Source organism: Bradyrhizobium sp. Mp19 (assembly GCF_029952935.1).
GTDB lineage: Bacteria > Pseudomonadota > Alphaproteobacteria > Rhizobiales > Xanthobacteraceae > Bradyrhizobium > Bradyrhizobium elkanii.
The window spans coordinates 1-25437 of record NZ_JASAUT010000046.1 but is presented as its reverse complement, the minus strand read 5'-3'; the positions used below and the strand labels follow the sequence as shown (position 1 = coordinate 25437).

22 protein-coding genes and 2 pseudogenes are annotated in these 25437 nt (G+C 61.4%); 11 read left to right on the top strand and 13 right to left on the bottom strand.

Annotation, left to right across the window (positions count from 1 at the left end; translation table 11 throughout):
* The first annotated feature begins 160 nt into the window (after positions 1 to 160).
* The 6 genes from QJT82_RS34255 to QJT82_RS34230 all read left to right on the top strand — a co-directional run bounded on the left by QJT82_RS34255 (position 161) and on the right by QJT82_RS34230 (position 9221).
* Positions 161 to 1216 (top strand): DUF6361 family protein, encoded by a 1056-nt coding sequence (locus QJT82_RS34255; RefSeq protein ID WP_016846605.1) that lies wholly within the window; start codon positions 161 to 163, stop codon positions 1214 to 1216.
* 27 nt (positions 1217 to 1243) lie between these two features.
* Complete coding sequence (locus tag QJT82_RS34250) at positions 1244 to 1375, top strand: hypothetical protein (protein WP_259240113.1); 132 nt, start codon at positions 1244 to 1246, stop codon at positions 1373 to 1375.
* Positions 1372 to 3180: a phospholipase D family protein gene (locus QJT82_RS34245; protein ID WP_016846606.1), complete on the top strand. Its 1809-nt coding sequence runs from the start codon at positions 1372 to 1374 to the stop codon at positions 3178 to 3180. Before QJT82_RS34250 ends, QJT82_RS34245 begins: the two co-directional genes overlap by 4 nt.
* A complete protein-coding gene (locus QJT82_RS34240; RefSeq protein WP_264641929.1) occupies positions 3177 to 6212 on the top strand; it encodes a DEAD/DEAH box helicase in 3036 nt (1011 codons plus the stop codon). Before QJT82_RS34245 ends, QJT82_RS34240 begins: the two co-directional genes overlap by 4 nt.
* 209 nt (positions 6213 to 6421) lie before the next feature.
* A complete protein-coding gene (locus tag QJT82_RS34235; RefSeq protein ID WP_016846608.1) occupies positions 6422 to 7735 on the top strand; it encodes a DUF4365 domain-containing protein in 1314 nt (437 codons plus the stop codon).
* A complete protein-coding gene (locus QJT82_RS34230; RefSeq protein ID WP_016846609.1) occupies positions 7722 to 9221 on the top strand; it encodes a hypothetical protein in 1500 nt (499 codons plus the stop codon). The genes QJT82_RS34235 and QJT82_RS34230 overlap by 14 nt, the downstream gene beginning before the upstream one ends.
* A gap of 27 nt (positions 9222 to 9248) precedes the next feature.
* Here the strand turns inward: QJT82_RS34230 and QJT82_RS34225 are convergent, their stop codons facing one another.
* Both QJT82_RS34225 and QJT82_RS34220 read right to left on the bottom strand, forming a co-directional pair.
* On the bottom strand, positions 9249 to 10205 hold the full coding sequence (locus QJT82_RS34225) for a hypothetical protein (RefSeq protein WP_157788121.1): 957 nt from the start codon (positions 10203 to 10205) through the stop codon (positions 9249 to 9251).
* 140 nt (positions 10206 to 10345) lie between these two features.
* Positions 10346 to 10663 carry a hypothetical protein gene (locus QJT82_RS34220; protein WP_244435974.1) on the bottom strand — a complete coding sequence of 106 codons (318 nt, stop codon included), beginning with the start codon at positions 10661 to 10663 and terminating at the stop codon, positions 10346 to 10348.
* Here QJT82_RS34220 and QJT82_RS34215 point away from each other — a divergent pair.
* Positions 10631 to 11251 (top strand): hypothetical protein, encoded by a 621-nt coding sequence (locus QJT82_RS34215; protein ID WP_244435973.1) that lies wholly within the window; start codon positions 10631 to 10633, stop codon positions 11249 to 11251. The genes QJT82_RS34220 and QJT82_RS34215 overlap by 33 nt on opposite strands.
* 21 nt (positions 11252 to 11272) lie before the next feature.
* Here the strand turns inward: QJT82_RS34215 and QJT82_RS34210 are convergent, their stop codons facing one another.
* Together QJT82_RS34210 and QJT82_RS34205 are read right to left on the bottom strand one after the other, a co-directional pair.
* Positions 11273 to 12268 carry a hypothetical protein gene (locus QJT82_RS34210; RefSeq protein WP_244435972.1) on the bottom strand — a complete coding sequence of 332 codons (996 nt, stop codon included), beginning with the start codon at positions 12266 to 12268 and terminating at the stop codon, positions 11273 to 11275.
* A gap of 78 nt (positions 12269 to 12346) precedes the next feature.
* Positions 12347 to 13117: an SDR family NAD(P)-dependent oxidoreductase gene (locus QJT82_RS34205; RefSeq protein WP_016846613.1), complete on the bottom strand. Its 771-nt coding sequence runs from the start codon at positions 13115 to 13117 to the stop codon at positions 12347 to 12349.
* 322 nt (positions 13118 to 13439) lie between these two features.
* Between QJT82_RS34205 and QJT82_RS34200 the strand changes: the two genes are divergently transcribed.
* Positions 13440 to 13622 carry a hypothetical protein gene (locus QJT82_RS34200; RefSeq protein WP_125459144.1) on the top strand — a complete coding sequence of 61 codons (183 nt, stop codon included), beginning with the start codon at positions 13440 to 13442 and terminating at the stop codon, positions 13620 to 13622.
* A 111-nt stretch (positions 13623 to 13733) separates the two neighbouring features.
* Here QJT82_RS34200 and QJT82_RS34195 read toward each other — a convergent pair whose 3' ends face one another.
* The 4 genes from QJT82_RS34195 to QJT82_RS34180 all read right to left on the bottom strand — a co-directional run bounded on the left by QJT82_RS34195 (position 13734) and on the right by QJT82_RS34180 (position 17517).
* Complete coding sequence (locus QJT82_RS34195; protein ID WP_038376357.1) at positions 13734 to 14807, bottom strand: relaxase/mobilization nuclease domain-containing protein; 1074 nt, start codon at positions 14805 to 14807, stop codon at positions 13734 to 13736.
* Positions 14804 to 15322 (bottom strand): MobC family plasmid mobilization relaxosome protein, encoded by a 519-nt coding sequence (locus QJT82_RS34190; RefSeq protein WP_016846615.1) that lies wholly within the window; start codon positions 15320 to 15322, stop codon positions 14804 to 14806. The genes QJT82_RS34195 and QJT82_RS34190 overlap by 4 nt, the downstream gene beginning before the upstream one ends.
* Positions 15323 to 15740: 418 nt before the next feature.
* On the bottom strand, positions 15741 to 16724 hold the full coding sequence (locus QJT82_RS34185) for a ParB/RepB/Spo0J family partition protein (RefSeq protein WP_016846616.1): 984 nt from the start codon (positions 16722 to 16724) through the stop codon (positions 15741 to 15743).
* On the bottom strand, positions 16714 to 17517 hold the full coding sequence (locus tag QJT82_RS34180; RefSeq protein ID WP_016846617.1) for a ParA family protein: 804 nt from the start codon (positions 17515 to 17517) through the stop codon (positions 16714 to 16716). Before QJT82_RS34180 ends, QJT82_RS34185 begins: the two co-directional genes overlap by 11 nt.
* A gap of 388 nt (positions 17518 to 17905) precedes the next feature.
* Here QJT82_RS34180 and QJT82_RS34175 point away from each other — a divergent pair.
* A pseudogene (locus QJT82_RS34175) lies at positions 17906 to 18243 on the top strand (type IV secretory system conjugative DNA transfer family protein); the annotation flags it as partial.
* A gap of 918 nt (positions 18244 to 19161) precedes the next feature.
* Positions 19162 to 19361, top strand: a pseudogene (locus tag QJT82_RS34170) (WGR domain-containing protein).
* On the opposite strand, the gene QJT82_RS34165 reads toward QJT82_RS34170, so the two are convergent.
* Both QJT82_RS34165 and QJT82_RS34160 read right to left on the bottom strand, forming a co-directional pair.
* Complete coding sequence (locus tag QJT82_RS34165; protein WP_016846619.1) at positions 19334 to 19510, bottom strand: hypothetical protein; 177 nt, start codon at positions 19508 to 19510, stop codon at positions 19334 to 19336. The pseudogene QJT82_RS34170 and the gene QJT82_RS34165 sit on opposite strands and share 28 nt — an antisense overlap.
* 61 nt (positions 19511 to 19571) lie before the next feature.
* A complete protein-coding gene (locus QJT82_RS34160; protein ID WP_016846620.1) occupies positions 19572 to 19883 on the bottom strand; it encodes a DUF736 domain-containing protein in 312 nt (103 codons plus the stop codon).
* A 720-nt stretch (positions 19884 to 20603) separates the two neighbouring features.
* On the opposite strand from QJT82_RS34160, the gene QJT82_RS34155 reads away from it, so the two are divergent.
* Positions 20604 to 20804 (top strand): hypothetical protein, encoded by a 201-nt coding sequence (locus tag QJT82_RS34155; protein WP_075968394.1) that lies wholly within the window; start codon positions 20604 to 20606, stop codon positions 20802 to 20804.
* A gap of 224 nt (positions 20805 to 21028) precedes the next feature.
* Here the strand turns inward: QJT82_RS34155 and repC are convergent, their stop codons facing one another.
* The 3 genes from repC to repA all read right to left on the bottom strand — a co-directional run bounded on the left by repC (position 21029) and on the right by repA (position 24716).
* Positions 21029 to 22243 carry a plasmid replication protein RepC gene (repC, locus tag QJT82_RS34150; protein WP_038387558.1) on the bottom strand — a complete coding sequence of 405 codons (1215 nt, stop codon included), beginning with the start codon at positions 22241 to 22243 and terminating at the stop codon, positions 21029 to 21031.
* A 254-nt stretch (positions 22244 to 22497) separates the two neighbouring features.
* Positions 22498 to 23496, bottom strand: coding sequence for a plasmid partitioning protein RepB (repB, locus tag QJT82_RS34145; RefSeq protein ID WP_038387554.1), 999 nt, complete (start codon positions 23494 to 23496; stop codon positions 22498 to 22500).
* Positions 23496 to 24716, bottom strand: a complete 1221-nt coding sequence (repA, locus tag QJT82_RS34140; protein ID WP_016846624.1) for a plasmid partitioning protein RepA — start codon at positions 24714 to 24716, stop codon at positions 23496 to 23498. Before repA ends, repB begins: the two co-directional genes overlap by 1 nt.
* Positions 24717 to 25437 lie beyond the last annotated feature (721 nt).

Here is a 25437-nt window from a genome sequence, read left to right as displayed (position 1 = left end):
TGGCTTCACAAATCCAATTCTCCTTAGCTACTGTCCGAGGGTTTCTTTGATGGGTTAACCGAATTGTCGACATTGAAAATCAAGCGGCGCGCCTGTCGCTGATCACGAGTAGAATCGATTTGTCCCGCGGCGACGAGCGACCGCTGCGGCAGGGGGCGGGATGTCGTCGTTTGGATTCACGTTTCTCTCAAAGAAGGCACTGGGGCAGGCCGAGCAATCGATGTTCGGTGGAACGGCCGGAGTGCGCGACGAGGTCGGCTTCCTGATCATCCACCAACGCTACGCCGATCATTTCTTTCCCGGGACATCGGTGCTGCACACGCGGATGCGATACGCTCTGCTGATACCTTGGATTTTCGAGACACTTCGTCAGAAGAGACCCGTGCCTCGCGACTTCGCGCAAGCCTATGTCGAAATGGAACACGACATCACGGGACGCCTGAAGTTTGACGGCGAGGGCGGCGAGAAGGATGGCGTCATCGGTGGCGATGTCTACCCTAAGCCGATCAGCCAGCCACCGGCATACGTGTACTGGACCGCACTTTCCAAGTGGGGTCTGATCGGGTTGCGACCTGACGGACGTCCTTGGAGCCGTGCGGAGATGGCAGATCTTCTGGTCGCATCGCGAACCCGCGCATTGATCGATGACGACGGCAAGCCGCTCGAAGGGGTCCCGTGGCCGATCGGCGGATTGCCAGATCCTCCGAGCGACTGGAGCGGGACCGGGAAACTTTCGCTCGCTATGCCCAAGGAGGAACGTCGCTTCCTTTCCGGCAAGCTCAAGGCTGTGCGCTCGCCCGAAGATCATTCCCGGCCTTCCCTGCTCTCCCGGCTCGTCGATCGACCCATAGAGGATGCGACGTACTGCTGGGACAAGTCGATCGTCGCCTTGGCGGGCGACGAGGCGCCTATGCTCACGCGTGCAGGACAAGCTGCCGCTCTATCTGCGATCGGACGGGCGATCTATGCCGCGCAGGTCGAAACCATCAAGTCGGTCCGCGATAAGCGGTCTCCCACGACGATCCATCGAGATCATCTGCCGGCGACCATCGCGTCATGGGGAAAAAAGGCCGCGGCGTTGAACCTCGACGCCTTCCACGACGAAGTCGGCAATCTCCCCGGACCGGTCAACAAGGTGATCTCGGAGACGCACGAGTGGGTCAGAAAAGGCAATCACGACCCCATGCAGTTGCTGGAGACCTATGCCCGGGCATAACGCTTTCGGAAGCAGGACCGGACTCGCTTGAGCGACAATCAGTTCGGGATCGACCGGCGATTGGAATGGCAAGCGGAGAAACATGGGAAAGCCGAACCGCTGCATTACCGGTGGGGCAACATCAAGCGTCTTCTCAACGATTTGACGGGAAACGCATGAGCGAGAAGCGCCCGGCCTGGCAAGGGCAGCCCTATCTCGACGAATTGCGTCCAGACCCGACGGCTTCGGTGCGCCTCGCTCTCTTCGCTACTTATTCGGTCGACGTCTCGGCCGTCGCCGCGATGCTCCTAGCGTTGATCGGTCGGAACGACGAGAAGGGTAGCGGCACGGTCGTCGATTTTGCTCAGGCAATCGATAGACTGTCCGGAAAGGTCAAGATCCTCATCCAGCGGGGCCGCATCGCCCGCCCTATTGCCCTTCCAAAGATCGCAGGCATCCTCGATCAATTCATCGTCGAGCAGACTCACGACGAGCGGACGAGAAGCTGGCATCCTAAGATCGCACTCGTCGCCTACGACGCGCCATCGCTCGCCTCGTCATGGCGGCTCTGGATCGGAAGTCGAAACCTCACGCGCTCGCGCGATCTGGACGTCGGTGTCCTCCTGACAGGTGGGCCGAAGCGCGGGAAGAAAAAGACTCTCCTCCCGGGCATCGGAGCCGTCGCCGCGAAACTCGCGGCGGATGCAGGTCGCGACGACGCCGATGCCTTGGCTGTGGAGCTCGAACAGATCTGGTGGGAGGCGCCGTCCGGATATTCCATCCGCTCGCTGTTGGACGGTCTCGGCGAGAACGTTGGGCTTCCGGTCGAACCGCCGGCCGGCAGCGTTCGCGGCATCACCATCGTCAGTCCCTTTCTGTCGCCGGCTTTTGTGAAGATGGCGTCCAAATGGGGGCCCGAAGGGCGAAGAACGTTGATCTCCTCGATGCCGGCTCTCATCGAGTTAGCCGGCAAGGCAGGCAAGCCGCTGGCGGGTTTCTCCCGCGTTCTCGCCTATGCCGCTCCGGATGCAGCCATCGATCAGGCGCCGTCGGTCCCTGGCGAGCCGGACGCCGCCGCGGGTGACGATGCGGAACCTCCGCCGTTGTCCCTGCATGCGAAGATCTACGCCTTCGACATGGAATCGGAATGCGTCGTGCGAGTAGGGAGCGCCAACGCCACGGATCGCGCATGGCTCGGAAGAAATTCGGAAATCATGCTGGAATTGAAAGCCGGCGACGAGTTTCGGCGCGGTCTGCAATTCCTGGCGGACTCCGCTAGTCCTGTAGTTATCGATGAGATCGCCGCGATGTCGTCCACGGCGACCGATGCCGCCAAAGCTCTCGACAAGTCGCGCCGGGAACTCATGGCTACGTGGAATCCTCGCCTACTGAGAGATGCGGAAAAATTCACGTTGGATGCGGGGATTGTCCCGCAACTCGCCAAGCTTACGCACGAACTCTCGGTCGGACTTGCCAACGGCGACCTGCTGGCGTGGCCGGCGGGCGTAAGCGTACTCGCCCTAGGATCCGTCCCGCTTGCGCTGCAAAGCGAATTCATTCAGGTCCGCATCGCGGGACCGGAGGGAGAGCTCGCTTGGATGCAGCGGGTCGAGGTCACGCCGGGCTTGGAAGCCGGCCGTGACATCGCGGCTCTCGCCCGTCACATGGGACTGCGCGCGTTCCATGAATGGATGCGGACGAGGCTGAACGGCGACGTCCGTTCTTCCGACCCAACTCAATGGGACGAAGAGCCGGGCAAATCGTCACGGAACAGGAAATCGGTCATCCATGACGGCCTGACGCTTGAAGACATCTTGTCGGCCTGGGCCAGAGATCCCGAAGCTTTTTCCCGCGTCGACCGCCATTTCGGCCCTTACGTCGACGCGATCCTCGCCCACGACCAGACCCTCAGCGAGGCCGACCGGGCGGACCTCCACGAACTAGCGAAGATCTGGGCAATGGCGCGCGAGCGGCTTGCGTCATGACGGCCAGGGTCAAACCTTTCCAGCGGGCGACGGTGGAAGCCGTGATCGCGGCGTTGCGCGGAGGCAATCGCACACGACGTTTTCTCGTCGCCGACGAGGTCGGTCTCGGCAAGACCATCGTGGCGCGGGAAACGATCGCTGAATTGGCAGCCGACGCCCGGAAGTTCACGGTCTACTATGTCACGAGCGGCCTCAAGGTAGCCGATCAGAACAAATCCGAACTGTTGCGTTTTCTGGACGAGAAGGACGCAAAGGCCGCTCTTTCGTCCGTCGACCGTGTCGGACTCATGCCGTTCGAGCCTCCTTCCCGGACGTTGAGGTTGTACGCTTTCACGCCGAAGACGTCGTTCTCCGGCTCGCAGCGGCTCTACGGCGGGAAGGCCCTCGAGCGGGCTTTCATCGGTTGCCTCTTGGACGAACGTTACCCGGGCCTTCGGCAGGACCTTCCGAGAGGTTTTCTCGAGCACGGCGCGACGACAAGCTGGCCATGGGCGGTCAGCGAAGCGCGAGAAAGGATGGAAAACGTCTCACGACGCTTCATCGACGCCTATGCCAGCGCCTTGCGGGCAGAATTCGGGTTTCCCGTAGGTGACGGCATTCTGGCCGCCGTAAAGAAATCCAAGGCCGGTAATGTTCTCGGGCATCTTCGAAAGGCGCTCGCCCGTGCCGCTCTGACCTCTATGCCGCCCGATGTCGTCGTATTCGACGAGTTTCAGTGCTACCGCGACCTGTTCGACGCCAAAGTCGACAACCCGCTTGCCCGCGCTCTTCTCGATGGAGCGGACGGCGGAACGCCTCCGCCTCTGCTGCTGCTATCCGCCACGCCGTATCGCTTTTATGCGGAGCGCTGGGAGACGGAGGCCGGAGTCCAACCCCACCAGGAGTTCTTCGACATCGTCGAATTCCTCGCGGGAGCGTCGGTGCGGACGGCTGCCCAGAAGAAATTCCGGCGCTTCGGCGACCTTCTGCACGCGATCGGACGGCTGGTTCCGCACGAAAGAACCGGGCCGATGGCCGAAGCGCGTGAAATCAAGCGGCAACTGCAAACGATGTTGACGCCGTTCATGTCGCGGACCGAACGACCCGTCGCGATGAATGTCGGCGATCTGCAGCAACCCAGCTCGATGGAGCCGCACGACCTCGACGTGTACCGTCATTTCGCAGCGAACGTTCGCGACAAATTCAAAGGGAGCGCGATAGCGTACTGGTTGTCGGTACCGCTCCCGGCGCAGTCGCTCGGCGATCGGTATCAGATCTCGAAGGGCGTCAAATTTCCGACGTCCCGCAGCGTTCCTCGCCTAGGCGTGACCAATTGCTTCAAGGCTCCGAAAGATGGATGGGGAAGCGCGAAGCTCCGCGCGTTGAACGTTTTGGCGCCACCCGCCTCTCTCGCGTTGCCATGGGTCGCGCCGTCTCTCGCCTGGTGGACGCCGTCCGGCCCTTGGGCAAAGGCCGAAACTTCTCCGAAGATGCTGATCTTCAGCCGCTTCCGCGCAACGCCGCAGAGCGTGGCGGCCCTCACGAGCCTGGAGGTGGAGAGGCGCTTCGGCGGCAAAGCGCACCTGGCATACTCCGAGGCCTGGAAGAAACGGCACTTGAATCCGAAACCGAACCAAGGTCCGACGCTCGCGCTTTTCTACCCCTCCCCATTTTTGATCCTTTGCGCCGACCCTTTGCGCGCAAAGGTCAACTCCACGATCAAGCAAGTTCGCGCGACCGTTCGGCTGCAAATCATCAAAGAACTTCCCAAGGCGATCGCGCCAAAAGCGCCTAACGCACGAGCAAATTGTCGTCGAAAGCCGGCTTGGGCGGTCCTGGCGGCTATCGAGCGTGCGCATGCGAAAATCCGCCCCAACGACTACGAGCCGGTCCGCAAAGCATGGAAAAAGGTCTCGTCCGATGACGCCACGTTGCAACTGCTGTTGGGCCAACGCGACGATGCGGAGCCGATCGCCTGGATTTCATCAGGGGAGTTGGACGCCTTGGTTGATCTGGCTTTGGGCGCCCCCGGAAATGTCGTTGGCCGAGCCCTGCTCCGACACCTTCCGACGGTATTCCAATCCGGGAGCGAACATTATCTCGGTCTAGTCAAGTTCTGCTGGTCCAGCTTCCGGTTCTATCTGGACCGCCCCGTCTTCTGGTCCGTCCTGCCGGGCGAAAACGCTACCGAGAAATTCCAACGCGCTTGCACCGATGGATGTCTGGAAGCGGCGCTCGACGAACATTTCTGGCTGCGCAAGTCGAAAGTCGCCCCATCCGAGCTGATCGACGACCTCGCGGTCGCGCTCGCAGCGAACGTCGGAACGTTCGCATTCAAGGACGTCGGCGAAAAGGATCGGCTGCGGATTCGCTGTCACGCCGCAGTGCCCTTCGGCGCGACGGAGAGCGAGACCCAACGGCAGGACCGACGAGCCGACGATCCTCCGGCCGCGCGCGCGGAGGAGATCCGCGCGGCGTTCAATACGCCGTTCTGGCCCCACATCTTGGTGACGACTTCGGTCGGCCAGGAGGGGCTCGACTTTCACAGTTGGTGCGATCGGCTGGGCCATTGGGATCTCTGCTCGAGCCCGGTCGATCTCGAACAACGGGAAGGGCGGATCCAGAGATTCGGCGGTCTGACCGTCCGGAGACCGTTGGCCCAGGCGCTCGGCAAGGCAGCCCTCGACGAAGCGCGCGAACTGGGATCTTCCCCATGGGACGTGATCGCGCGCGAGGCTGACAGGTCCTACGGAGACGACACCGGGATGAGCCCATGGTGGACAATGCCCAACGCGGAAATCAAACGGCACCTATTCGCACTGCCTCAGAGCCGCGACGTCCGACGTTTCGCGCGTTTGAGAAATCAGCGCCTGCTTTATCGTCTGGCGATGGGACAGCCCGATCAGGAAGACCTCGTAAATCTGCTGGCAAGTCATGACTCGGAGAGCGCGAAGCAATTGCGTAGTCTCACGCTGGATCTATCCGCCTTTTCGCATGACAACCGGTCTTCGGTGCGCGCGAAACCGGCCGACGGGAGCAAGACACGTCGATAGTCCTATCTTACGTGTGTACGGCCGGCCGGACATGATCGCCGTGGAAAATGCATCGATGTCGATCGGAACTTCGTAGCCGTTGGCCTCCGCTACTGCCAGTATGCTCGCTCCGGATCGGGAGATTCCTGTGGAGAGCGAGTTTACCGTCTAGACTCAAGTTCTCGTTGCATACTGGCTATAGGGTTGGATTTGCAACGAGTCGGTGCGCGGTGAAGAAGATCTCCGAACAGCAGAGAATCGGGCAGCAAGGCGTGCATCTACTTGGGGCCCGCCTGCTGTCGGTCGGCCTGAGCTTTCAGCCTAACGGTCCTCTGGATGCCGGCATCGACGGCTTTCTCGAACTGCGGGATTCCGAAACCGGCGAAGTCCGGGCGCAATGGATTACAGCCCAGTTGAAAACGCAAAGGCAGGGTCGTCTTACCGAGGAGACCGACGAAAGCTTCAGCTACCTCTGCAGACAGGAAGATTTGGACTACTGGCTCGGCTCCAACGTGCCGGTCGTCCTCTTCTTCGCCCGCCTTAGCGACGAATGCATCTTCTGGAAGCCGCTTCACACCTGGTTCGCCGACGCCGACCACAGGCGCTCCCGGAAGGTGATCTTCAACAAAACGAAGGATGCCGTTAACGAGGCCGCCCTGCCGGGCTTGGCGGCCACCGTTGCCAGTTTCTCCGCCCCGGGCCGTGTGGTGCCCTCGACCCGCATCAAAGAGTCGCTCAACACCAACCTGCTCAAGGTCGCCTTCCCGACCATGCTGCACGTGGCAGAAACGACCTTGAACTATTCGGAGGTCCGCGAGGCTCTGGTCGAGCGTTATCAAAGCGTGCCCGTCGACTGGATCCTGTACGGCAAGCGGATCTACAGCTTCCGCGACATCTCGATGCCGCCCTTCCGCGACGTGATCGAGGAAGGCAGCGAGGAGACGATCGAGACCCTGCAGTGGAGCGAATCTGAGGGCGAGGTGACGCGGCGGCTCTTCGTCGAACTGCTGAACAAGACGCTCGGTGAGATGGTCCGTGAGCCCCTCGCCTACTGGCGGGACGGCCGGTACCTGTTCTGGAAGCTCGGCAAAGGCAAACTGAGCAGAATCTATCCCTATCGTTCGTTCGAGAAGAACACGTCGCGCGGCGTCGTGAAATCCTACAAACGCAAGGACGACGACAAGCCATCCTATTTCCGGCACGACGCCTTTCACGCCCACTTCCTCCGGATCGGCGAAGAGTGGCACTTGGCGGTCGAGCCGACCTATCACTTCACCTCCGACGGCTACCACGAGTCCAGGTACTCTGCCGAGAGGATGAGCGGCATCAAGCGGCTGGAGACGAACCAGAGCGTCCGCGGCCACATCGGCATGTGGACTGCTTTTCTCGTCCGGCAGCCGGACCTGCTGCGCAAGGATCCGCTCGTCTTCACCACGATCCCGGCGCCCGGCCTGCCCTTCGGCCTCAACGACGATCTGTGGCGGGAGAACGAGGACGAGGAGGAAAAGACAAGAATGGAAAAGGCACAGCTTGAGCTCCTTTGACCTCTCCCACCTTCCCGAACCGCTGCTCGAATTCGCCGCCAACGGCCGGCACATCGACGTGCGCTTCGGCTTGATGCACTATGGTCCCGTCGACTTCTCCACCGCACGGACGAAGGAGATACACCTCGGTGTGGTCGGCTCGTCCCAGACCGTCGGAAAGCTCGGCGACTGGTTGCGCCGCTGCGAATCCGGAATCCCCGCGAAGAACAGCCGTCAACCGAACCTCTTCCCCGAATTCCCTGGCAGCACCATCCTGGGGCCGTTTCGCTGCAGCTTCGAGGTCGGCCCGCGTCACGTCCGGACGCTGTCGCAGTCCGTGATCTCGCGCATTGTCTCGGAGAAGGACGACGACAAGGCCGTGTCGCTGGCGGTCGAAGTCTTCACGAACGAGGTCAAAGTCCTCGCCGAGCAGGACCAACCGCCCCAGGTTGTCATCTGCGCACTCCCGGTCGAGATCATCGAGCGGGTAAGCAACATGAGGACCCAACCGTCGGAAGACGACCAGGAGGACGTTCCTGCCGACGAGAAGGAGCCCGAGGACGCGCCGGTGACCGACCGGGAGATCGATAACTTCCGGGGTGCGCTGAAGGCCACGACCCTCGCGCTTCGGATTCCGATCCAGATCGTCTGGCCCACCACCTACGACAACGACGCCGTCGTGAAGCGTAAGCTCGCCGAACTGTCCACGCGTAAGGTGCAGGACGAGGCGACGCGTGCCTGGAATTTCTTCTGCGCCCTCTACTACAAGGCAGGCGGCACGCCCTGGCGCATGGTGCGCGACCAGCGCGAGTATTCGGCCACGTTCATGGGCGTCAGCTTCTTCGAAGGTCTCGACGGGACGTCGCTACAGACGAGTTCGGCCCAACTGTTCGACGAGCGCGGCGAAGGGTTGATCCTCAAAGGGGGCCCGGGCCTGAAGGACAAGGCGGACCGGCAGCCTTATCTGTCGTCGCTGGACGCCTTCAACCTGACACGCACTGCCCTGCAGAGCTACAAGAAGGAGCACGGCAACTATCCTGCCCGCCTGGTCATTCACAAGACGTCGCGCTTCCACCCCGAAGAGCGTGAGGGCTTCCAGAAGGCCATCGAACAATCCGAGATCGAGATCGCGGACTTCATCTGGATGCCGCGCCGCTCGCCGGTCCGGCTCTTCCGCAACGGTGTCTACCCGCCTCTGCGGGGCACGGCGATGCGGCTCGACGATGCCCAGACCATCCTTTACACGCGCGGCAGCGTTGACTTTTTCCGGACCTACCCGGGTCTCTACGTTCCCAACCCCCTATTACTGCACGCGCAGCGTCGAGACACGCCGGACTGGAATCTGCTGCTCAAGGAGACGCTGGCTTTGACTAAGATGAACTGGAACGGCACGCAGTTCGACGGTGCGCTACCGATCACGTTGAAGGCGGCGAGACAAGTCGGTGACATCCTCAAGTACGTGCCGGACGGCACGACGCCGGATCCGCGCTATCGCTTCTACATGTGATCATAGAGATTTCGGGCGGATGGCTCTTCAACCGACCTGCGACCCTTTCGATGCGCTTTTTGAGGTGCCGGGGGTCGCAGCAGCTCTCGTTTCACCTTCCGCCACGAACTTGGCAACAAGGCCCTTCGTCCCCTTTATCTTCCGCGTATCGAGCGAAATGCGGATGGCTGTCCCTGCAAAAGGGCACGCTTCGGTTCGTTCCCTGTCCGCGGACATCGCCAACGCTGAGCTGCCGCTAAAAAACCAGAAATTGCCGAAGTGGGCAGCGAGCCTGCTCGTCAGGTACAGCCCATATCCTGAGTTTTCCCACCTGTTGTTCTCGTCGCGCGCCACTCCTTCGTACATCTTTCCTGAGATGCCAGGCCTGAGGGCGAGCCGCAAAGCCGCCAAATCTGTTTCGATGCGCAAGTGCGGGTTGCGCTCCAAGCTCCTTCGGACGCCGATTCCGCAATCGAGAAGCGCCAGATGGACCCGGGCTTTGGTTGGCCAGTGTTGAAGGCAAAACCGCACGTCCGGCGCCTCGCTGTGCTCGGCGACATTTCGCATGATCTCGCGCAGCGAGTAGGAAAGCGCGTCGAATATGTCACCTTCGTCGGTGCGGGCGAGACGTTCCGCCATTCGTTCCGCGTCACGCTGAATGACATCGCCAAGCTGGACGCCCTGAAGGTCAGCCTTTCGCCTTAACGCTGCGACGTTCATCGAAGTCATGGGCAGGTAGTTTTCGCCGCCTGCCGCGTCACCCGGTTTGTTTCCGTGCTCGATACCGATCGCCTGGAAGAATCCCATGTGGCTCTGATATCCACACCCCTGAAGATTTTGGGCCGCGACGCGAGCGCCGCGACGAGCAAGGAACTCCTGGATGATAGCTGCGGCGAACAGCATCCCGAACGGCTCAGCGTGCCCAAAGTGCGAAAAGTCGAATATGTATTCGTCGGCTTGAGGCAACGCCTCCAGCGACTTCCCAAGCTTCAGGACACCATCCATGTCCAGCCTCCGGGGGAAGTTCATTGTTGTTGCCGGCACGAGCTCCTCCGCGGTACGCACTACCGTTACGCGAATAATAGATTCGTCACTCGCTTCCAACGCGATTAATGCGATAGTCGAGCGGTATCGAAACCGAGATTTCAGACATGGATGCCCGGAAAAGCAGACCTAAGGGCCCGGAGATCGGGCTTCACCAGGCCAAGCGTCTCTGCCAGCTCAACCACCGCCAGCGACTCGAATTCCTCGCCGAGGGGCTGCCCATCATACTTCAAAGCGCGCAAGGCTTCTGGCAGTCGTCGCAGCAGCTCCGCGAGGAGCACGGGCGGGAAGCTAAAGTGCTCGAGGGATTCGCGAAGGAGGAAGCCGCAAAGATCCTGATCCTCATGGACGCTGTGCGCTGCCCGCCCAAGCTGATCGCGTCCAAGATGAACCGCATCGTCGGATGGTTCTACGATCATCTGGCTCGCCTGATCTACGCCGAGGCGGTCTCTTGGAAGCCGATGCACCTCGCGCAACTGCGCGAGTACGTAGACCAACAGCGGCGTGGCCACTTTCTTGAAGGACACGCCGGTGAATACATCTTGCCCAACTGGACGATCTATCAGCGCGAAAGTAGGCTCTATGTCGACATCGAGGCCTATCAGGACGGCGAGCTGAATTGGAACGCGCCGCGTCATTCATATACCGGCTTTGCTGTCCTCGACTCCTTCGTGCCGACCGCCTTGCAAGTCGCCGTCGCCATGGAACAGGTCGGCATGTTCACGGTCAAAGGCCTGCGGGCGGTCTCCGACATCTGGGGAAGCCTGGAGTACAAGGACAGGGAAGATCATCATGACGGGGAGAAATTGACCGCCCGGCTGCTGCAACGCCTCCATTCGGAAGGTCTCATGCTGGACACGGCCGAGGAGAAACATCTCGCCACGCTTTACCGGACCTGGCAGATCCCGATGTACAATCTCGACTTCTCGCTCATTCCCGTGACACCGGAGGAGCTCGAAGCCGCGCAGGAGCGCGAATACTGGTCGATGGTCGGCGATCCGCGATGACCGCTTGGACACGTTCGATCGTCACCAGACATCCCCGGGCGACACGGAGATGGCCTTCTTGCGGTCGAGATCGTCAACGAAGTCCGTCCACGCCGCCTTACCCACTCTGAGTGAGCAGTAGGCCCCCGCCATCGCCGCGAAGGCCTGCAACACTGCCAGCATATCGTCGACGAAACCCGACAACTGCGTCGGGACGGAAGTGCCGTAGGCGAGAAAGATCGCGTCTCGGTAGTTTGCCTTCCCGCGGTACCGCGACGCCTGGTGAAGGAAGCCGATGCCGCGCCGAGCATAGCCCGCGTCGCGCAGGTCGCGCGCGGCCTTCTTCCGGAAGTCGGAGACACCCAGCGCCTTGAAGGCTCCCGTCTCCCTCACTCGTTCCTCGACGTTCCACCGCTCCCAGCCCGCCGTTCCGGAGAGGTACTCGGCGCAGCAGCCCCAGGCCTCCTGTGCCGTAGATGGCGTGCTGACCAGGGAGTGCCGGCCCCTCGCCCTGATCGGGACGAGTTCGGCATCGGCGGTGGCCGGAAGCACGCTCGACAGACAGTCGGCGAACGGCGGCATTGCCAGGCGATTGGCGGGAAAGCGTTCCTGCCACTTCCTCGCGGTCTCCGTGTGATTGTCCTGGAACGATCCGTCCATCGCCGCCGTCATGGCGGACGCGGCGCTGTAGACGCCGTAGTACCAGGCGACAATCGCCGTCCGCGCAACGTCTGCCTTGTTCGGCGCCGACGTCAGAGCTCGCAGCGCAGCAATCTGGTTGAGCACGAATAAGAGCTGCTCGCAAACGGTGTTGAGCTCGCGATCGGGCACGCTGCGCGCCTGGACCCTCGTGTAGAAGGTCCGGCCCGTTGCGAAATCGACGTTCAGGTCGGCGACCAGGATCGCCAACGCGCGCATCCAGTGAATCGTAGACGGCAACGCAAAACGCGCGTCGGGCACGTCGCGCGGCGCTTCGGTCAGAGTGCCGTGAGTTTGCATGCGTGCATAGAGCGATGGCTTCTTCGGTGCGGCGACCATTATGCGATTGCCTCAACTGGTAGCGGACCTGTGCCTGCTGCCGGCAGGTAAGCGAGAACAACGGACTCTTTACGGTGCCTAGGGCAATAGCGCCACTCCCGTAATCCCCTGCAGCTTGTCGAGCAATTTGTCCTGAAAGCCGGGATCCACTGCTTCACCTGCCGGCTCCTGCTGGCGCATGTGATGCCAGTATCGCCCGCTGACCAATGCGGAAGGTTCGTCGCTCACGGCCAGCCAAGCTTGGGTCTTCTGACCGATCTGCAGATCGACCGGTGCGCCGGCGCCGCCCATGCGCGTGCGTACCCAACCGGGATCGACCGCGTTGCTCAGCACCTGTGGCCAGCGGCGCGCCAGCGCCGAGGCCAGCGCAACGGCGTGCAGCTTGCTTTCGGCGTAGGCCTTCGCCGAGTCCCACGACCTTTTGTTCCAATCGAGATCGTCCAGCGAGCCTTCGCCGCCCCGATGAAGCCCGCTGCTGAGATACACCAGTCGGGCCGGCCGTTCGATAAGCGCAGTCAAAACGTACGGCGCGAGGGTGTTGATCGCCAGGGTGACGGCATGGCCCTCCGGAGTCGAACCGCGGCTCCGCCGCGTGTAGACACCGGCGTTGTGGATGACCGCATCCATGCGCCCGATCGCGTTGACCTGGTCGGCTATGCGTTTCGTCTCGACGCCGCGTTGTAGGTCCCCGATTACGACGCCCTCCGCGCGCGATGCGATATCTCCGAGCGAGCCGGCGCGATCGGTCGATCGCGCGTGCAACACCACACGGTGCCCCTGATCGAGCAGCGACTGCGCCGCGGCCTTCCCGAGCCCATCCGTGCTGCCGGTGATGAATACGATGGCCATGCGCGGCTCCCTTTCGACCGATGGTATCTACCACTGGAGCTCACGTCGGCAAAAACGCGTCGAGGAACGCCCCCGCGCCAAATGAACTCATCTTGGCTGGCTGGCGCGTCTGGCCTTCCACGGGGCTGTTTACGCCGACGCCTGGACTGAAGCGCGGAATGACGCTGCCACACCGGCCTAGTCCCTCTCTTTCGCCTAGCGACTAAACAAGCACACGCTCCAACGAAAACCTCCGCCGATTTCCACCTGAAAGCTGCGATCGAGAGATACAATTTGCCGCCGTTGTACGAGTGAAGGCAGGTGCCGGGAGCGGAAAAAATCGATGGATTTGTACGGACGTTGTACGCAAACACAAAAAAGCACGGAAATTCGTCACCCGGAGGCGCTGGAAACCCTTATTCTACGGGCATTTCTTGAATTGGAGCGGGCGAAGGGAATCGAACCCTCGTATCCAGCTTGGGAAGCATCCTTTTCTGTCCTCAACGCTCACGACGCCGATGAATAGGGTGACACCTCGGAGCGAGATGCACAACCGCGGAACTTCGAAAGGGCTTATTTTGCTGGTACCTAAAGGGAACTTGAACCCTTGACCCCAGGATTACGATTCCTGCGCTCCCTATCTGGTCCGCTCATCGCCTCTTGTTTTGTCGTGCCTCTGTGCATCAATGTCCTGTTTCGTGTCTCGGCGCCGACTACTGGCCAGCTCCGAAAGCTCGTTCATCAACGCATGCCGCCGAGTCTCGACGGCAGGCATGTCCTTGACGAATTGCCGAATCTGGCGCGCGAGCTCGTGATCTCCTGCTGTCTCAGAGCGCTGTAGCTCGGCGGCATAGTCGAGATAACGTCGCCGGATCGCTTCCTGACGTGTCTTAATCTGTTCGCTCCAAGGGTGTTTGGCAGACTTGCCGCTCGTCACCTCCGAAAGCACCTCCTTTCTAGCGAGCCGATCGACATCGGGCGTGATCTTTCGCTTGCGCAAAGCGACCACCGCCCCCCGATCGGCCTTTCGAACCCGTCCGCGGGTTCGCCGCGGCGTTGCCTCTGCCGCGATCCCGCGAAGCCGAAGTTCTCCAGCAAACCGTTGTCGCCAGGCCTGAAGATCCGCCTTGCGGGGATTGAGGCGCTTGCCATCATGTCCGAGGGACCGAACGGTCAAGTGCACGTGGGGGTGTTTGTCGTCGAGGTGCTGGACGAAGACGTAATCGTGATTGTCACCGAATGTCTCGATGGCAAATGCCCGGGCTGAATCCTTGACGGCAACTGCGTCGGTGCCAGCCGGCATCGACAGAATGATGTTGATCGAAAGCGATGCATCACGACGGCGCTTGTCGTCGAGACCGGCATCATCCTCCCAGCGCCGCTGCAAATCTTTCAACCCGGAACGACCCGCCAGCGTCGCGCCCTGCTCTGTTTCCGCATCGAGCTCGCCATTTCGCGTGATGTATGCAAGGTGCGACTTGAGATGCGCCACACCCTTTGTGCGACCGGTGATCTTGACCATCACCTCTGGTGCACGACGCACGATGCGTTCGAGTTTTGCACGCATCGCCGGCGTAAGGCGGCCCGGAGTAGCCGGATCGGGGATATCCCACTCGGCCCGCCGTGGGCGCCGATTGGGCGTTTCCCAGACATACGAGATCGGCGGAAGTTCGGAGGCCAAGTCGGTCGGCCGCGGCGAGCGCCGGCTCATGGTCTTCCATCCCAATAATCCGCGTTGCCGTGCAGCGCATTGCGCAATTGCGCGAGCTCTCTTTCTATAACCTGTTTGGCCTCTTGAATTACGGACAAATCGAGCTCAACCGCCCTGCCCTGCAGCACACTGATGTTTGCGGCCCGCGCGATCTGGTTGATGTTGCCGCCGATCCGATTGAGCTCGCGAACAATCGCGCGAAGCGCTTCGTGCTCGTCCGGAGAATGCTGCACTGGCGACCCCAACCGTGAGCGCACCAGTGCGACAATCCAGCCGGTGCGCGTCATGCCACGCTGATGGGAGACTTCCGCGAGCTGCCGCATCTCGCTCTCGCGAAACCGCACCGTCACCTTCTCCGGCCGCCCGACCGGCAACGCCAAGATGCGCGGCGCTGGCGCAGCTAGTGCATCAGCAATGAGACGCCGCAGCAGCGCGGACTTACCGCCCTGGGTAGCTGCAAGAACTGAGAACTCCGCCGCCACTTGGTCGGAGACGCGAAGCGAGATCAGAGCCATGCACTCCAATCCCAATCGCGATGTAATACATCGCTGGCGCGAAGCCTATCCTGCACTAGAAAGCAAAAACACTTGTCCCTTGATGTTGGTTCAAACCAACACTCTCTGCATTCAACGCTCGCCGCTGTAAAGCGATCGAGGGCCCCTGCCCTCTGTACCGGATTCTGCTCGCAGCGCTCTCTTGGCGGAGTAGGCATCGCGAATACCGATGCACCGGCAAGCGAGGAGACGAAGGCACTAACTGACACCGGCACTGTGGACCGCGACTTTCCAGCAGCCTGCGGCCTCTCTACGGCGCTGTGGGGAGCGCGTTCGGCCTTCGGCTGCTGCGCTAACGCGCCATCCTTCGGATGGGAAAGTCGCTCCGCCGGCGCACACCGATGGTCTGCCGCCGCGGCAGCGAAAGTGTCGAACGAGTTCATCTCGACAGGATCTCCTCGATTGTAAGCGCCGATGCTGGAACTTCTTCTTCGTGGTCCGCGCCGTCGACCAACACCACAGCGTGACGGGAGCCTTGCGTCGCGAGCCGATCGACAACAAGCTGCCCGGTCCGATCCTGATACCGAACCCGGATTGCCAGAGATGCTGCCGACCTCAATTGTGAAACGACGCGAGCTTTTGGCCGATCCCCCGTTGCCGCCTCGCGGTCGTTCACCGCGTTGCGCGGGAGCAGTGCTTCCGGGAGGGGAGCGGAGTTTTCGGATCGAGGTCGCCCAACCGGTAATTCGTTCCGGGGATTGGCGCGGCCGGCATCCCCGCGAACGTCCCGGACCAGTTGTCGAGCCTGTGCGTCGGTAAAGCTGTCCTGCGTCGCGCATCGCCGTTCGATCTCGTCGGGGTGCGTGCGCCAGGCCTGATAGAGTTCATAAAGAGCACGGATCGAACTGCTCTCAAGTCGCGCCCGCAGGAAGTCCGGCATAGCTTTAAGCGAAGCGTAGCGCGACACCCAGTCTTTTGGCTTGCCGAGCTTGCGCGAGATCTGCGCCTGGGTATCGCCGGCGTCCAATCGGTCTGCGATGAACCTCGCGATCTCGGGCGCGCGCAAATCATCCCGCTGGATATTCTCGATCATCTGCGCGTATCGGTCAGGTAAGGCGGCGTCTTGAACGAACGCGGGCATTTCACGCAGCCCAGCGCGCTGCGCGGCGCGATACCGGCGCGCGCCGATGGCGATGACGTAGCGTCCATCTTCACTAGAACGGCGAAGCACGATGGGTTGCAATACGCCATGTTCGGCAATCGATTGGGAGAGCTCCTCCAATTCCTGTTCGCTGAAGGTCCGGCGTGGTTGATCCTGGTCTTCGTCGATGCAGTCAATCGCGACCAGGAGCGGCCGCCCGCCTGCCGTGCCCGGGTTTGCCGCGACATCGACGAGCTCCTTGAAGCTGAGATCAAGCGTCATTCGTCGTCTCCTGATCGAGCCGTTCCATGATCTTTGCGAGAACCGCACGGATTTCCCGACCGGCTTCTTGCGCCGAGCGACGCTTCAAGCTCCACACCGGCACGCGCTCTGCGACGGCTTCGGCATAACCATCTCGCGCAACAATCTGGCCCGGGAACACGTACTTGCCCGCTTCGCGCAACAACTGCTCTAGGTGCGCTCGTTGACGCGGCGACTTTGTGTTGAAATTCGACGGCAGCAGACCGAGGAATCGCGTGTCCTGACCGTAGCGTCGTTGCACACCGATCACGGTCTGCATCAGCGCTTTGACGCCTTTGACGGAGTAATCTTCCAGATAAATCGGCGCCAGAACATGCGAGGCGGCGACCAGGCAGGCGACACTGCGAAGGCCAAGCGATGGCGGGGTGTCGATCACGCAAACATCGAACTGGCTGGCGGCATCGGCGAGATTCTGCTGCAGGGTCATGACAGCTGCAGCATTGCCGCGATCAATATCCGTCAATGAGCTGTCGGCCGGCGCCAGTGTGATGCCGTTGTTTTCCCCAGCGACAAACCGGGTCGCCGGCTTGAAGAGGTCGGCCGCCGAAATTGACCCTATATGCTGCTTGAGCGTGTCGGTCGCATTGCCCTGCGCATCAATATCGATCATCAGAACCCGGCGGCCCGCTTCCGCCATGAACCAGGCCAGATGCACGGCAAGCGTCGTCTTGCCGACGCCGCCCTTTTGGTTGTTGATGACGATCGTGTTCACCGGGTCGACCTTGGTGCAACCATCTGCGCCCGTTTCATCCATGTTCCTCTAGACCGTGCTTCGCCTACCGGCTCGGTCCTGATTCGACTGGCCTCTTCATCCCAAGTGTTGGTTTGAACCAACGCCCACTGCGAACCAGCACGCGGCAGAATCCTGAAAGCCAGGCACAAAATCCCCTGCCAGAAGAGTCAGGTGGGCGAGCCACATAGGAACGGGGCGCTCAGTCGAAATGAGCTCGCATCAATTGGCGGGCGCACACCGGCGTTGAAGCAAGACAACGAAAGCCAAATGCGTGGGCCCCTAGCCGCGTTGGTTCAAACCAACACGTTCTGAGGCAGCGCCACCTCGCAATCTCCGTATAGTGTGGGAAGACGAGACGGAGCCGACGCCCACCCAACTTGGACGACGGTAAGAACCGCGTGGCGCCCTCGGGCGCAAATACGGCATCAACCTGCTGATGCTCTACTAGTTGATCGGCAAGATGCGCGAAGCGTATGGCGGCTGCGATGCGACGAGCAAATCATTCGAAAGCGGCGTCCCGGATCTCGTTCACGGCGATCAACGAACCCGAAGCAGCGGACTATATGTCGAAGCGCTGCGGCGACACGACCGTGGAGGTCGATCTGCGCAGCCAGTCCTCGCAAACGTCGGCTTCGTCGCGGACACGATCGAAGCAACTCGCCCGCAGACCGCTGATCATGCCGCACGAAGCTGCACACGCGAACCGACAAACAAATCGTCTTCACGGCCGGCAATCCGCCGCTGCGATCCGTCCGCTGTTTTCACCGACAGATGCCTGCATGTACCAGATGGCGAGCTTCTACCGGAAGCAAGGCTTCGGAACTTCAATGACAATCGAAAGATGTGTCCACGACCTGCGAGAGGATCGTCACGCGCATGCGCGGAGACCGCGTGCGGGCTCCGGGAGCGCCGCGTTGGCGGCGCGAGTAGAGCCGTCCCCGAAGGGGCTCGCCCATGCCCTCGGAGCGGTTATCGCGAGGAAGATGGTTCCGGGGGATTTGCGCGCAGGTACTCGGTCGTCGCCTCCGCCGTCGAGAACGCAGCGGGCTCCAGCATCTCCTCGTCGGGCCGCTGGGGCTGCCGGAGCACTGTGACCCCGCCTTGTCAAGACAAGTACTCGCGGAATCGCAGGCATTCGGCCTGCTTTGCTTCGGCCAAATGCGCTGGCAGCATCGTAGTCATCCGCAATGCCGAGATGGGTCGAACGGTCCCTTGCTCCGCCGTTCAAGCACCGAACCTCGATGCGACCATCCGGACGGGTGAGGCCGTAGGGACGATCCCACCATTGCTCGAGCTGCGTCTTGCTCCGCGCTTCGTTCGGCGTCGCGTCAAAGGCCTTGGGCGGTCTCGGGGTCGAGTGGAATCCGAAGGCATGGCGTCCTCTGATCGGACGGAAAATCCCAGAGAACGGGCCGGAATGGGAGCTGAATCTAGCTGGGGCCGGCACGCCAAATGGCTCATGCTCGTCGTCAGCGCCGCTACAACTGCCCCCATCGAGGGATCGCGCATGCACCTGCAATCGATTTATCAGGAAAAATGAACCGATCGCCCTTGTCCGATTCAACAATCCAACTGGACACAGATTCTGGATGACGGAAGAATCGCGGGACGCCTCAGCTTCCGCCGGACCGCGTCCATCTTCGCCGTGTCGACGCAGCCCGCAATATGCGGCGGTTCTACCTGCTATCCTTGGCGCCAACCCTGTTCGCGGCGTGGCGGTGGTCCGCAACTGAGGCCGGTTCGGTACGAACGGTCGGACGATGATGCAAAGCTTCGACGACAGCGCGAGAGCCGGCGAGGTGTTTGACCCGCTCGAGCGAACGAGGCGACGCCGGGGCTATGCCCCGGCGGTGGAAAACCGCTGATCGGCGGACGATGCGTCGCCGGACGTGATTGGCTGGTTGCGTTGCCGGATCAGCTCGGCGAGTTGCGCTTCGAGCGCCTTGCGCTCCCCGGGACTGAACAGGCAGTCGCGCAGCTCGGCGCGCAGTTCCTCGATGGTGTCGACCGTCATGAGCTTCTCCCCGTTCGAAGGGAAGAAGGCCCCGCCTCGCGGCGGAGCCCTCTTGGGAGACTCAGTCCCGGTTCGGCCGGGACCAGATCAATTGGAGGCCTTCCGCCCCCTCGACCTCGGCGAGGGTGGCGTAGATCGGAGCGGGGAAGCTCGGATCGTCCAGCTTGACGGAGAGGTAATCGCGCTCGGTGTCCTTGGCGGTCTTCTGCCAGGCCGCACCCAACTCGACGTTGCCCGAGTAGATGCGGAAGTGCGGTCCCTTGTCGGAAGGATTTTCGACGCGGATCAGCTTGGCCTTGACGTTGAGGTTAAGGGTCTTAATCGCGCCGGAGAAGCCATTGCCCGTGGAGGTGAAGGTGCCGATGGTAGCCATTGTCTCATTCCCTTGGTTTTCTCGGGCCGCGCCCATCGCGACCTCGATGGCGGTCGTGAGACCGGAGGCGATCGACCCGCACCTGAAGGGCCGAAACGAAGTGGAGGGCGGCCGGCAGCGACTTTCTTGTCTCGCGAGGAATGGCGCGCAGCGTCAGGGGAAGAAAGTCGAGGACGGCCGTTGCGGGGGCGAGATCGAGGGCCCGCGCAGCGGGACCGTCCTTCGGTCAGACCAGCCGTAATCGAGGACGCAGATGGGTGCGCCCATCGCGAAAACGCATGGAGTGAAGACAGGCGGCCCCAATCGGTTCAGCCATTCGGATCTCAAGGCAACGGCGTAGTAATAAAGCGCAGATCAACCTGAGCAGGCCAGCTCGGCGCCGGTCATCACCCGCGATGGAGCTTGTCGCTGTTAACAACGTCGGCGCACCTGTCGAAGTCGCCGTCGCAAGATCGATAAAAGGCTGGTGACCTGTCTCGCCAGGTGGGTTCAACGCCCACTCTCCGCATCCACGCGACCACCCGGCGAGGCGTGAGACAGATGCTAGCGTCGCTGGACTTGCCGGCCGCCATGGTTTTTCCCTGCCGGAACCAGCTTAGTTCCCGGTGCACCGCGAGCACATGTAGATCGCCAAAACTTGTCCGTATGCACCAGACCGCTTGACGCGGAGCGCGTCCCGCACTGAAATCCGGTTTTCAGTGATGTTGCGGGGGTGGCGTCGTGGAAGATTTTTATAGGGGCTTCGCGAAGCGGGCGCGCGATCTGGCTGAGAACGCGGACCCGTTCACCAGGCGGCGACTACTCGACCTAGCCCAGCGATACGATCTCAAGAGCAAACCAGGATCACCAGGCGGACGGTCCATCCCGCCGCCGCGCGCAACGCCACCGACGGTGCTGTTCGCCGGCTCCGGCGAGTCCTAGCGAAAAGGTCGCAGCTCAGATCGTGGGCTACTTCACCGCCACATCGTAGGCGCGCCGTTAGTCTATGTCCTTTCTTCGCATCGCACCGCCTCCCGCGCCCTCCGGCAGCGGCATCGCTTCTAGCGAACCATCGAACACTTCAATCGCACCCGCAGTGCAGTTCGCGTCCCGCCGTTCCTGAGACGCAGTCGCCAGTCGCAGGGCGTCGGAACGCCCGCTCGCTGCTAGGAAGCTTGTTCATGATTTGCAGTCTTTTGCTTCTTCCAGAGCGCCATGATCTGCGGTCCGATGGAATAGTTCCCGGCCCTAGCTTTAGCCGTCAGACCCCGTAGATAGCCGCCGGGACTTTTGATTTCCGCCGACCGTTGCAGAATCGCGGCGACGGTGACCGCTGCATCGCCCTCCCCCATAGCGTCCACGGCGTCTTCCCAGGCGCTCGGGCTGACCCCCAGCGCCGATCGAACGACCGCGGCCGTCGCGATGAATTCGGGCCAGCTTCCGATCCCTGTCCGCGAGTACATCGCGATGTCGGGACAAGCCTTGAGGATCATCCCCAACGGGAATCCCGTCGTCTGTTGGCTCCTCCTCTCCGGCACCGGTTGGGTTTCACCGATCGGCCCCCCGCCTTTTTGGGAGGCTGGTTCAAGTTCAATAAAGGGGTCTGGATTTGAATTCTGATAGTGCGCACCGGAATGGCTGTCATTGCCGTCCGTTTTCTGTGCAAAGAGATGGGAATCCAACAGCTTGCCCGCCTCTGCGGCAAGGGACTCCAGGCTTTCGGCAAGAGGCTCGAGGAAGCCTAGCCCGACCAATCTTGGCAAGCGGCCACTGAGGCCTGCGAAGCGCCTCCGGACATCCCCCCAGTCGCCCTGGGCCCCCTCCTCCGCCGCGACGGCAATCATCTTGGCTATATCCCGCCGGAGTATCGAGACACGCTCCCGCGCCAAGGCGACGGTGCGACGCTCGATCCTTACCTCCTCGGCCAGACGTTCGAACTCATCGGCCCGCGCCACGATCGGCGTCAGATCGAACCCGAACGCCTGCTCGATTGTGCCATCGCCAGATCGCCGAGCGTATCGCTTTCCATTGGGGCTATCGCGGCGGATGATGAGTCCCGCGTTGACCAGCGCGAAGAGATGCCGGCGGAGCGTGGTCCCTGCCATGCCGTGCGTGCGCTCGCTCAGAGACGCGTTCGAGGGAAAGACAACGAGGTTGCCAGGGGTGAGAGCCGTCTCCGGTAGACACGTCAGCAAGCCGTTGAGCACGGTCAACGCACGATCCGAGATATCGAGCCGCTCCCTCGCATCGGTGATCGCGCGGAAGATCTTCCACTTGTGAACTACTCTGTCTTCAGGGCATGCCTTCGCGGCCGCCTGGCTCGCCATCATGGCAAGCGTCAGCGCGCGCCGCCCGAAGGGCGTCGTTGGGTGACTGTCGATCATGTTCTTCGCCTTTTCAGGCAAAGAAAAAGCGCTCGGCGAATCGATACCGCAGCAAATACGCTTGACTGGGATTCGCGTCCGTGATTCTCTAAGGCTGCTTACACGTTAGAGAAGGCTTCCGGGCGGAGACGTTTCGGGGGCCTTTTTCTTTGCGTTCTACTCCTCTGTTGAAAATCGATACGCCTACTGATCGCGCGGCAAGCATTCTTTGCTGGCTGCGCCATGTTCTGCAGGAGCCTCGGGAAGCGCGCTTACGCAGTTCCCTTGAGGTACTCCACGTAGAGTTCACCTAGCCGTCCTACGACGAATTCGCCGAAGCCCGGGGCAACCTTCTCGTTTACCGCGAGAGTGGTCTTTTCCGTTTTGCGGTCGATCGAGGCGACTGCCTTGCCGTCGGCAGATGTCCAAGATTCAGGTTCCGCTCGCTGCGGCCTGGGCGCAAGCGCTGCGCATACGGCAAGGAAGCGCGCATCGGAATCTTTACTGCGAAAGGCCTGGCTCGAGATCAGCGGCGCCAAGTCGCCAATTGCATCCTTGCCCTGGAGCAAGGCTTCGAGCTCCATCCACCGTCTCCGGCCAGTTTTCGGGGCGGGGCCGATTGCCTCGATCAGCGCACGCGGAATGGCGCGGCCGACCGAGATCAGGCGGGAAAGTTCGGTCTTATCGACGCTAAGGGCGGAGCCGATCGTGTCACGCTTGAACTCACGGTCCTCGAGAGTGACGGCGTAGATTGCCCTCTCGATGAACGAAAGATCCTTCCGTTCGCCGTTCTCCTTGCCTTGCGCCACCACGAGTTCTTCGTCGGTCATCTTCCTGATGACCGCACGGACCGGCCGTCCGAGTGCCTTCAGCGCCCTCACCCGGCGATGACCGTAAGCCGTTTGGTAGCGGGCCGGCTGACTTGGATGAGGACGCAGTAGAACGGGAACGAGCTGGCCGTTGGCGGAGATCGATTCGACCAGAGCCTCATGCTCCTCGTCCGTACCAGGCATCCGGTCGGGCACGATAGATGCGTCGATCAGCGAGGGCTCGATTTCGAGCACTGTCTCGCCATTGGCGAACCGATCGGCTAGCGCTCTCGCCGCTTCGCTCTCGGCCGTTAATCGCTCAAGCGATCGACTCATGGCTCCGACGACGCCACGCCCACCGAGGGTCGGGTGGGGTGCCCTCCCCTCCTCGGCCGGCGGCGCGTTAGAAGCGGCCGGCTTGGCATCGCTCAGCAGATCGCTGAGTAGGTTCTTGCGTCCCATCAGGCTCTCCCCCAGGCCGCTTGCATGAGGTTCTGGATTTCTCCATTGACGCCGTCGAGCGACTCCATCGCGCGGTCGTAGGTCGATCGCGTGAACTGTTCGCGCGGCACCTCGTAGAGGGTTTGCTTGGTGATGCCGGCATCGCTGATTGCGGTGCTTTTCAGCATCATGTTTGTGATCATGCGGTCGCCGAAAAGCGATCTCATGAAGCCAACCATCTGCGCCTGCGGACCGTCGCCGGGTTCGTAGCGCGTAACGAGATATCTCATCCAATCGTAATTCATGTTGCCGCCGGCTTTCGCGACGACTTCCAACAAGTCCGAGGTCATCAGAAGAAACTGCGACATCGACATCACATCGAGCATCTGGGGATGCACCGGGATGAGGACTGCGGTCGCGGCGCATAGTGCCGACAGCGTAAGGAATCCCAGCTGGGGCGGACAATCAATGACAACGGCGTCGTAGTTCGCCTCCACCGACCCGAGCACCGTCGCCACCCTTGCGAAGAAGAGTGGATCTCCGGACTGCCGCTGGGCCAGAGCCTTGGGCGTCTCGTGCTCAAATTCCATCAGTTCGATGTTCGCTGGCACGATATCCAGGAGCGGGAAGTAGGTCCGTCGGATGATGTCGCTCAATTCGCGGCGGCTGTCGTCGTAGCGGATGGCGCCATACAAGGTGCCGTTCTCTTCGACGTCGAATTCGGGCTGGTATCCGTGCAGTGCCGATAAGGACGCTTGGGGATCGAGGTCGACCGCAAGAACGCGGTATCCCTGCAAGGCGAGATGCTGGGCCAAGTGCGCCGCGCTGGTGGTCTTGCCGCTACCGCCCTTGAAGTTAACGACAGCTATGACCTGCAGATGCTCCCCTTCCCTGCGCGTCGGCAGATATCGACGCGAGGCCTTTCCGGTCTCGTCGAGATAAGTCCGAAGCGCCTGGATGTCGCTCAAGGAATAGAGACGTCGGCCGGCTGGGCCGATCTCGGGATCGGGCCCCTTCTTCTCGAGCGACAACTGCCGCAAATAGGAGTCGTTCACGCCGATCAACTTGGCCGCTTCGCCGGACGAGAATCGACGTAAGGTTTTGGCGGCTTTCGGCGGGAAGAGTTTCAGTCTGTGGGCGACAAGCTTCGCAGACAGCTCGCGAGCGTCCGCAGCGATCAGTTCATGGATCGCGCGAGGCTCATTTAACGCCGAATGATCGGCGACAGTTTGTTCTGTCAAAGACACGGCGGCATCTCGTGGTTACGACATTTTGCCGAAAACTCTACGTTCGGCGTTAGTAACTCCGATTCTCTACCGCTCGGCAATGAAGAAAGGGTTAACGAGACATTAAGGACTAACGGGCCGGGGCTAGGCCAACGAACCAGTCGCGCAAAGGCCGAGTTCCTCATGCATCGCGCTTCAACGAGGTAGCAACAATGCAGTGCGCGGCGCGCCCCTGTTCGGCGATGTTCTCACCCGCAATCTCCGTCATCTATCTGAGAAGTGGTCTCGGCCAGACCGGTCGACGTCGAACACTTTGAGCGCCCTGTCCGACGCCGTCACTCGGCCCATCGGCTACGAAATCGCGCCTGCTAAAAGCCGCCAGCATGCTGCCGTGGAAGACCCTATACGTTCAGAATCCATGGATAAGCATAGAAGTTTTCTTCCGCCGAACGATAGACTGTTGCCAGCTCGATGCAGTCTTTGTCTGGGAAAGGAAATCTTGGATCGTGAGCGATGGAATTGAGCGAGGCATCCCTTCTATCGAAGACTCCCGATACATCCGCTGCAGCGGTGAAGTGCAAACTCTACGGGGCGTCACCAACTTTCGCGGGCCGAGCCCGCTTTGGCGACCATTCGGGCCGCTCTTCCCTCATCGTCTGGGCCAAGTCGGAGGCCAAGCGGTCTTAGGAAGACAAATATGTCTGGCAACTCCTTGGCTCACAGAACGACATGGCTA

Coding starts and splice junctions, on each gene's coding strand:
- QJT82_RS34255 (WP_016846605.1), top strand. CDS start 161: ATGTCGTCGTTTGGATTCACGTTTCTCTCAAAGAAGGCACTGGGGCAG.
- QJT82_RS34245 (WP_016846606.1), top strand. CDS start 1,372: ATGAGCGAGAAGCGCCCGGCCTGGCAAGGGCAGCCCTATCTCGACGAA.
- QJT82_RS34240 (WP_264641929.1), top strand. CDS start 3,177: ATGACGGCCAGGGTCAAACCTTTCCAGCGGGCGACGGTGGAAGCCGTG.
- QJT82_RS34225 (WP_157788121.1), bottom strand. CDS start 10,205: ATGGATGGTGTCCTGAAGCTTGGGAAGTCGCTGGAGGCGTTGCCTCAA.
- QJT82_RS34215 (WP_244435973.1), top strand. CDS start 10,631: ATGAACCGCATCGTCGGATGGTTCTACGATCATCTGGCTCGCCTGATC.
- QJT82_RS34220 (WP_244435974.1), bottom strand. CDS start 10,663: ATGATCGTAGAACCATCCGACGATGCGGTTCATCTTGGACGCGATCAG.
- QJT82_RS34210 (WP_244435972.1), bottom strand. CDS start 12,268: ATGGTCGCCGCACCGAAGAAGCCATCGCTCTATGCACGCATGCAAACT.
- QJT82_RS34205 (WP_016846613.1), bottom strand. CDS start 13,117: ATGGCCATCGTATTCATCACCGGCAGCACGGATGGGCTCGGGAAGGCC.
- QJT82_RS34200 (WP_125459144.1), top strand. CDS start 13,440: ATGGATTTGTACGGACGTTGTACGCAAACACAAAAAAGCACGGAAATT.
- QJT82_RS34195 (WP_038376357.1), bottom strand. CDS start 14,807: ATGAGCCGGCGCTCGCCGCGGCCGACCGACTTGGCCTCCGAACTTCCG.
- QJT82_RS34190 (WP_016846615.1), bottom strand. CDS start 15,322: ATGGCTCTGATCTCGCTTCGCGTCTCCGACCAAGTGGCGGCGGAGTTC.
- QJT82_RS34185 (WP_016846616.1), bottom strand. CDS start 16,724: ATGACGCTTGATCTCAGCTTCAAGGAGCTCGTCGATGTCGCGGCAAAC.
- QJT82_RS34180 (WP_016846617.1), bottom strand. CDS start 17,517: ATGGATGAAACGGGCGCAGATGGTTGCACCAAGGTCGACCCGGTGAAC.
- QJT82_RS34165 (WP_016846619.1), bottom strand. CDS start 19,510: ATGACGGTCGACACCATCGAGGAACTGCGCGCCGAGCTGCGCGACTGC.
- QJT82_RS34160 (WP_016846620.1), bottom strand. CDS start 19,883: ATGGCTACCATCGGCACCTTCACCTCCACGGGCAATGGCTTCTCCGGC.
- repB (WP_038387554.1), bottom strand. CDS start 23,496: ATGGGACGCAAGAACCTACTCAGCGATCTGCTGAGCGATGCCAAGCCG.